Annotated in this window: 5 protein-coding genes; 4 read left to right on the top strand and 1 reads right to left on the bottom strand. The window is 66.6% G+C overall.

Going from position 1 to position 5504, the window contains the following annotated elements; genetic code table 11:
- From OXN85_00335 to OXN85_00325, 3 genes are all read left to right on the top strand, one after another.
- A partial coding sequence (locus tag OXN85_00335; GenBank protein ID MCY3598407.1) for an aminotransferase class V-fold PLP-dependent enzyme occupies window positions 1–1000 on the top strand: 1000 nt, incomplete at its 5' end.
- A gap of 497 nt (window positions 1001–1497) precedes the next feature.
- Window positions 1498–1719, top strand: coding sequence for an MGMT family protein (locus OXN85_00330; GenBank protein MCY3598406.1), 222 nt, complete (start codon window positions 1498–1500; stop codon window positions 1717–1719).
- Complete coding sequence (locus OXN85_00325) at window positions 1716–3170, top strand: pyridoxal-dependent decarboxylase (GenBank protein ID MCY3598405.1); 1455 nt, start codon at window positions 1716–1718, stop codon at window positions 3168–3170. The genes OXN85_00330 and OXN85_00325 overlap by 4 nt, the downstream gene beginning before the upstream one ends.
- Before the next feature lie 86 nt (window positions 3171–3256).
- Here OXN85_00325 and OXN85_00320 read toward each other — a convergent pair whose 3' ends face one another.
- Window positions 3257–3484 carry an AbrB/MazE/SpoVT family DNA-binding domain-containing protein gene (locus tag OXN85_00320; GenBank protein MCY3598404.1) on the bottom strand — a complete coding sequence of 76 codons (228 nt, stop codon included), beginning with the start codon at window positions 3482–3484 and terminating at the stop codon, window positions 3257–3259.
- A 111-nt stretch (window positions 3485–3595) separates the two neighbouring features.
- Between OXN85_00320 and OXN85_00315 the strand changes: the two genes are divergently transcribed.
- Window positions 3596–5504 (top strand): prolyl oligopeptidase family serine peptidase (locus tag OXN85_00315; GenBank protein MCY3598403.1); only part of this gene is annotated, 1909 nt, incomplete at its 3' end.

Here is a 5504-nt window from a genome sequence, read left to right as displayed (position 1 = left end):
CACGGCGACGCTCTGCGCCCTTCAGGCAGGATGTCCAGCGTATGGTGATGATGGCGTCTATGCGCTTGCGCGTCCGCCACGCGTCTATGTGTCGGAGGAGAGCCATCTGGCATGGCTGAAGATCGCTCACGCCGGGGGCATCGGGCGCAACGCGGTCCGGCTTATCCAGACCGACGGGCGAGGACGCATGGACCCAGATGCCTTGGCCGAAGCGATTGAGACGGACAGCCGCAACGGCCGCATGCCTGTCATGATCGCGGCGACGGCGGGCACCACCAACGCGGGCATGGTCGATCCGCTCACCCGCTGCGGCGAACTGGCCAGGGAGCACGGCATGTGGTTCCACGTCGACGCGGCATGGGGTGGTGCGCTGATTGCCAGCGATACCGGCGGTGCTCTCAAGGGCATCGAGCGAGCGGACTCGATCACGATCGACGCCCACAAGTGGTTTGCAACGACCATGGGAGCCGGCATGTTCCTGACCTCCAGACCGGATGTGGCCGCTCAGGTCTTCCGGGTTGACGCCAGCTACATGCCCAGAAGCGACAGGGCCAAGGACTTCTTCGTCAACTCGATCCAGTGGTCGCGCCGATTCGTCGGCCTGCGGCTGTTCCTCGCACTCGCAGCAGCGGGCTGGACGGGATACGCGGGCCATGTCGAGCGCGCCCGTCGACTGGCGGACAGACTCTCGCGGCGGTTGCAGCACGACGGTTGGTCGCTCGCGAACGACTCCCCCATGGCCGTCGTCTGTCTAGTGCCGCCCGAAGGCCATGAGGCCGTTCGTGCCTACGTCGACGCCGTTCGCAGGGACGGCCGGTTCTGGGTGTCAACCACAGTCTTCGAGGGCAGAACAGTGCTGCGAGCCTGCATAACCAACGGGCGAACGAGCGAGCGCGATATCGACACGCTCGTCGACACCCTCAGGGCCGTGGCACCGTCGATTGAGCACACAGGCGGAATTCGAACTGAGCGTTTCGGAACCTCACCGAACCGTGTTTGATCGTTTTGGCGGGGGTGGCTGTACTGGGGGCGGAACGCGTTGGCGAACCGCCCTTGGGATTGCGTCGCCGCTAACGCCAAGAACTCGAATGCCAGCTTCACGACTGGCGTTCGAGGCTCGCACCCTCTGGACGGCGTCGGCCAGCTCGCCATGCGGCGGCATCCGCATGTGCCCGTACATGGCTCGCGTAGGCTCTAGGGCACCGCGCCGATGCGGACACACGGGCTGTCAGGCCTGAGATCCGCCGTCACGGTCTAGCCATGATCGCGCGCGCCAACCACGACAATAGTCGAAGTCGTCGCGCCGAAGACCACTCGATGCCGATATCGCATAGCAAGGATCGGGTCGATTCAGGCATCAGGGGTGTTCACGTTACAGGAGTTTCCCATCAATGATCATTCTCTGGAGTCCCGCATGTACACGACCGACTATGATCGAATCGAGGCTGCCATCCGGCATCTAGCCAGGCATCGCGAGCGCCAGCCGGAACTCGCGGAATGGGGAGCGCACAAGAGCCTGAGCCGGCTCGGGCGACGAGGAGCACGGCGCGCAGGAACCCGATCGCCGTCCTCATTCCGTGTCATCGCGTGATCCGTGCGGGAGGGATCACGGGCACCTACGCCGGGAGCGCCACGCTGAAACGCTGCATGCTGGCGTGGGAAGCGAGTCGGCAATCCATCCGCGGCGCCGAGATGGAGCAAGCCGGAGGCGTACCATGACGCGCCTGCTCCCCACCGACGAGAACCGGCCCCACGTGCCAAACGTGACCCCTGCAGAGCCCGCACTGCGTGCAGCCGCCGACCACGCCATCGACTGGCTCGCCGGGGTTGACCGGCGGCCGGTTGCCGCGAGTCGCACTCCGCCGGAGTTGCGGCACAGCCTCGACGGCCCGCTGCCGGAGGATCCATCGGATGCCGTGTCCGTCATCGGCGATCTCGTCGCGAACGTGGAGGGCGGACTGCTTGGATGCGCCGGTGGCCGGTTCTACGGATGGGTCATCGGTGGCGCTCATCCGGCGGCGCTGGCGGCGGACTGGCTGGTGTCCACCTGGGATCAGAACGCGGCTTTGGCGGCCTGCTCCCCTGCCGAAGCGGTGATCGAGGAGATCGCCGGCCGCTGGGTCATCGAACTGTTGGGGCTTCCCGACCATTCGTCGTTCGCCTTTCCCTCTGGATGCCAACTCGCTCACGTGACGGCGCTGGCCGCCGCCCGCCGTCACCTGCTTCTCGGCCGCGGACATGATCCAGAGCGCGAGGGGCTTGGGACCGCCCCCCAGATGCACGTCGTCACGGGCACGCACGGACACCACTCGGTGGACCGGGCAGTGCGGATACTGGGGATCGGATCGAAGCATCTTCACGCCGTGCCCACCACGGCCGACCGGCTGGATGTTGCGGCTCTCGACGTGTTGCTTACTGAGCTGGAGGGCGCCCCGGTGGCGGTCTGTCTCTCTGCCGGCGATATCAACACCGGCAATTTCGATGACTTCCGGACCGTGATCCCGCTCTGTCGCTCGCGTGGCAACACGTGGGTGCATGTTGATGGCGCGTTCGGGCTATGGGCGAAGGTGTCGCCGCATTTCGCCCACTTACTCGAAGGTGTCGATGAGGCCGACTCGTGGGCGACCGATGCCCACAAGTGGCTCAACACGCCCTTCGATATCGGCTTCGTAGCTATCCGCCACCCGGAGGCCCATCGCGGTGCCATGAGCGTCCGGGCTCCGTACCTGACCCACGCCGCTACCGCTCGGGATCAGCTCGATTGGAACCCCGAGTGGTCCCGGCGCGGGCGAGGAGTCCCGGTGTACGCCGCTGTGAAGGCGCTCGGCCGCCGCGGAATCGCCGAAGTCGTCGAGCGATGCAGCGATGCCGCAGCGAACCTCGTAGAGGGCATCGGCTCCCTTCCCGGTGCCGAGGTCCTCTCACCCGCGGTCATCAATCAGGCGCTGGTGCGTTTTCGGGACCCCGCAGGTTCCGACCACGACGGATTCACCGACCGCGTGATCGCTGCCATTCAGGCCGAGGGAACGGCATGGTTCGGGGGCACCGATTGGCGCGGCATGCGCGCGATGCGGATCAGCGTCTGTTGCTGGGCCACCGGATCCGGCGACGTTCGGAAGACGGTCGGTGCAGTCGAGCGGGTGCTCACTGCGCTGGAGATCGAGAAGTGAGCGTCACAGCACGGAGCGAGATACTCGCCCGCCCCGAGGAGGCCTCGGGGGCGTTGTGTCTCCGGCCGCGCTTCACCCGCTTCGGGTCACTTCGCGAGGTCTCGCAGCGCCCTTCGGTATCGCTTCCGAGCCTCGACCGCGATGGCGAGTCCGTCGTCCACATCCGGGTCGTGGGGGGTCAGCAGGATCCCGCTCGCCGTCTCGACCGCGAGCACTTCGTCCCCCGCCTCGAGGTGGAGGCGTTGCACCATGTCTTCTGGCAGCGTGACACCGATGGACCCGCCCATGCGCCGCAGTTTCACGCGTCGAACCATGAACTCTCCCGGTAGCATCCGAGACTACGCTAGTTCGGGCCTATCGTTCGCGCACCTTGGAGGGCATATGATGACACGGAGTCCTGTTCACTCTTGGTATCGAGGTTTCAGATGCGTTCCCTGTCCACCGCCCTCGTTCTTTCCGTCGCCGCGCTCGCGCTGCCCGTCGAGACGCCGCTGGCCGCGCAGGAGCGGCCGTTCACGTTCATGGATGTGCAGGAGATGAAACGCGCCGGTTCGATGACGCCGAGTCCGGACGGAGCGTGGCTGCTGTACACGGTGACGACGCCGGACTGGGAGGCGGCGGAGTCCCAGACCGACATCCACCTCGTGTCTCTGAGCGAGGGCGTCCCGTCGGACCGCCGGCTCACCTACACGGAAGACAAGGACGAGCGCAGCCCGGCCTGGGCCCCGGACGGGTCGTTCTTCCTCTTCGCCTCCAACCGGGACGGGGACGACACTCAGCTCTACATGATGCGCCACGACGGGGGCGAGGCCCGGAAGATCACCGACGCGGCGGAGGGCGTGTCCGGCTTCGCGTTCAGCCCCGACGGGCGCTGGCTCGTCTACCGCTCCGGGGAGAACGGCCGGGAGCAGCTCTACCGGCTGCCGGCCGACGACCTGGCAGACGCCGAGCCGGAGCAGCTCACCGAAGGTGAGGCGGGCGTCGACCAGTGGGACTTCTCCCCCGACGGAAGCCGCGTCTACTTCGCGCGCCCCGATTCGTTCGATGAGGACGAGGTGAAGCGGCGCGACGAGGGCTTCACGGTCGACGTCCGCAACGCGGTCACGCCCCTCTCGAGCCTGTGGAGCGTGGAGATCGAGACCGCGACGGAGCGCCGCGAGACGGACGATTCGTCCTACAGCGTGAACGGCTTCACGATCTCCGAAGACGGCCGCTGGATCGGGATCACCGGCGGCTCGACGAAGCGCTACGAGCGCAACATCACGGCGCAGCGGCTGTACGCGGACCTCTATCTGATGGAAGTGGCGACGGGCGACATCGAGCGCCTGACGGACAACTTCGAGGTCGGCGAGGGCGGCCTCAGCTTCTCTCCCGACGGCCGCTGGATCGCTTTCTCGGCGCCGGACGAGATGGAGCGCTATTCGATGACGGAGAACCGCGTCTACATCCGCGAGGTGGACGACCGCGGGGGCGCGTTCCGGAAGCTGGGCGCCGACTTCGACCAGAGTTCGAGCGTCGGGTTCTGGTCCGAGGATTCGAACACGATCTACTTCAACGCGGGCGTGAAGGTGACGACGCAGTTGCACGCCCTCGACGTGGAGACGGGGGCGGTGCGGCAGCTCACCGACGAGCGGGCGGCGCTCTCCGTTTCCCGGGATGACGACACGGGCACGCTTTTCGTCGGCTACAGCGACCCGAAGACGCCCCCCACGGTGTTCGCGGTCGCGAGCGTGGACGATGTCCCGGACCGCTCGAAGTGGACGCAGCTGATCGACGTGAACCCGCAGTTGCGCGAGGTGGCCTTCGGCGAGGAGACCGAAGTCAACTGGCGTTCGTCGGACGGCAAGATGGTCGGCGGCGTGCTCGTCTATCCCGTCGGGTACGAGGAGGGGACGCGCTATCCGCTCATCGTCGCCATCCACGGGGGACCGGCGTCGGCCGACATCCTGCGTTTCAACGGCGGCTACAACGCGCAGGTGTACGCGGGCGCCGGCTACGCCGTGCTCAAGCCCAACTACCGCGGCTCGCGGAACTACGGGAACGCGCACCGCACGGACATCGTCGGCGACTACTTCACGATGGGCTACGAGGACATCATCACGGGCGTCGACTACCTGATCGCCGAGGGGATCGTGGACGGCGACCGCATGGGCGCGCTGGGCTGGAGCGCGGGCGGCCACTGGTCCAACTGGATCCTCACCCAGACGGACCGCTTCAAGGCAATCAGTTCCGGCGCCGGGACGATGAACTGGATTAGCATGTACGCGCAGAGCGACGTACAGCGGAACCGGCAGTTCTACGTCGGCGACGGCTTCCTGTACGAGGACTTCGACA

This window comes from Candidatus Palauibacter australiensis (assembly GCA_026705295.1).
Taxonomy (GTDB): Bacteria; Gemmatimonadota; Gemmatimonadetes; order Palauibacterales; family Palauibacteraceae; genus Palauibacter; species Palauibacter australiensis.
The sequence above is the reverse complement of the archived record's forward strand: the minus strand, read 5'-3'. Positions and strand labels throughout refer to the sequence as shown.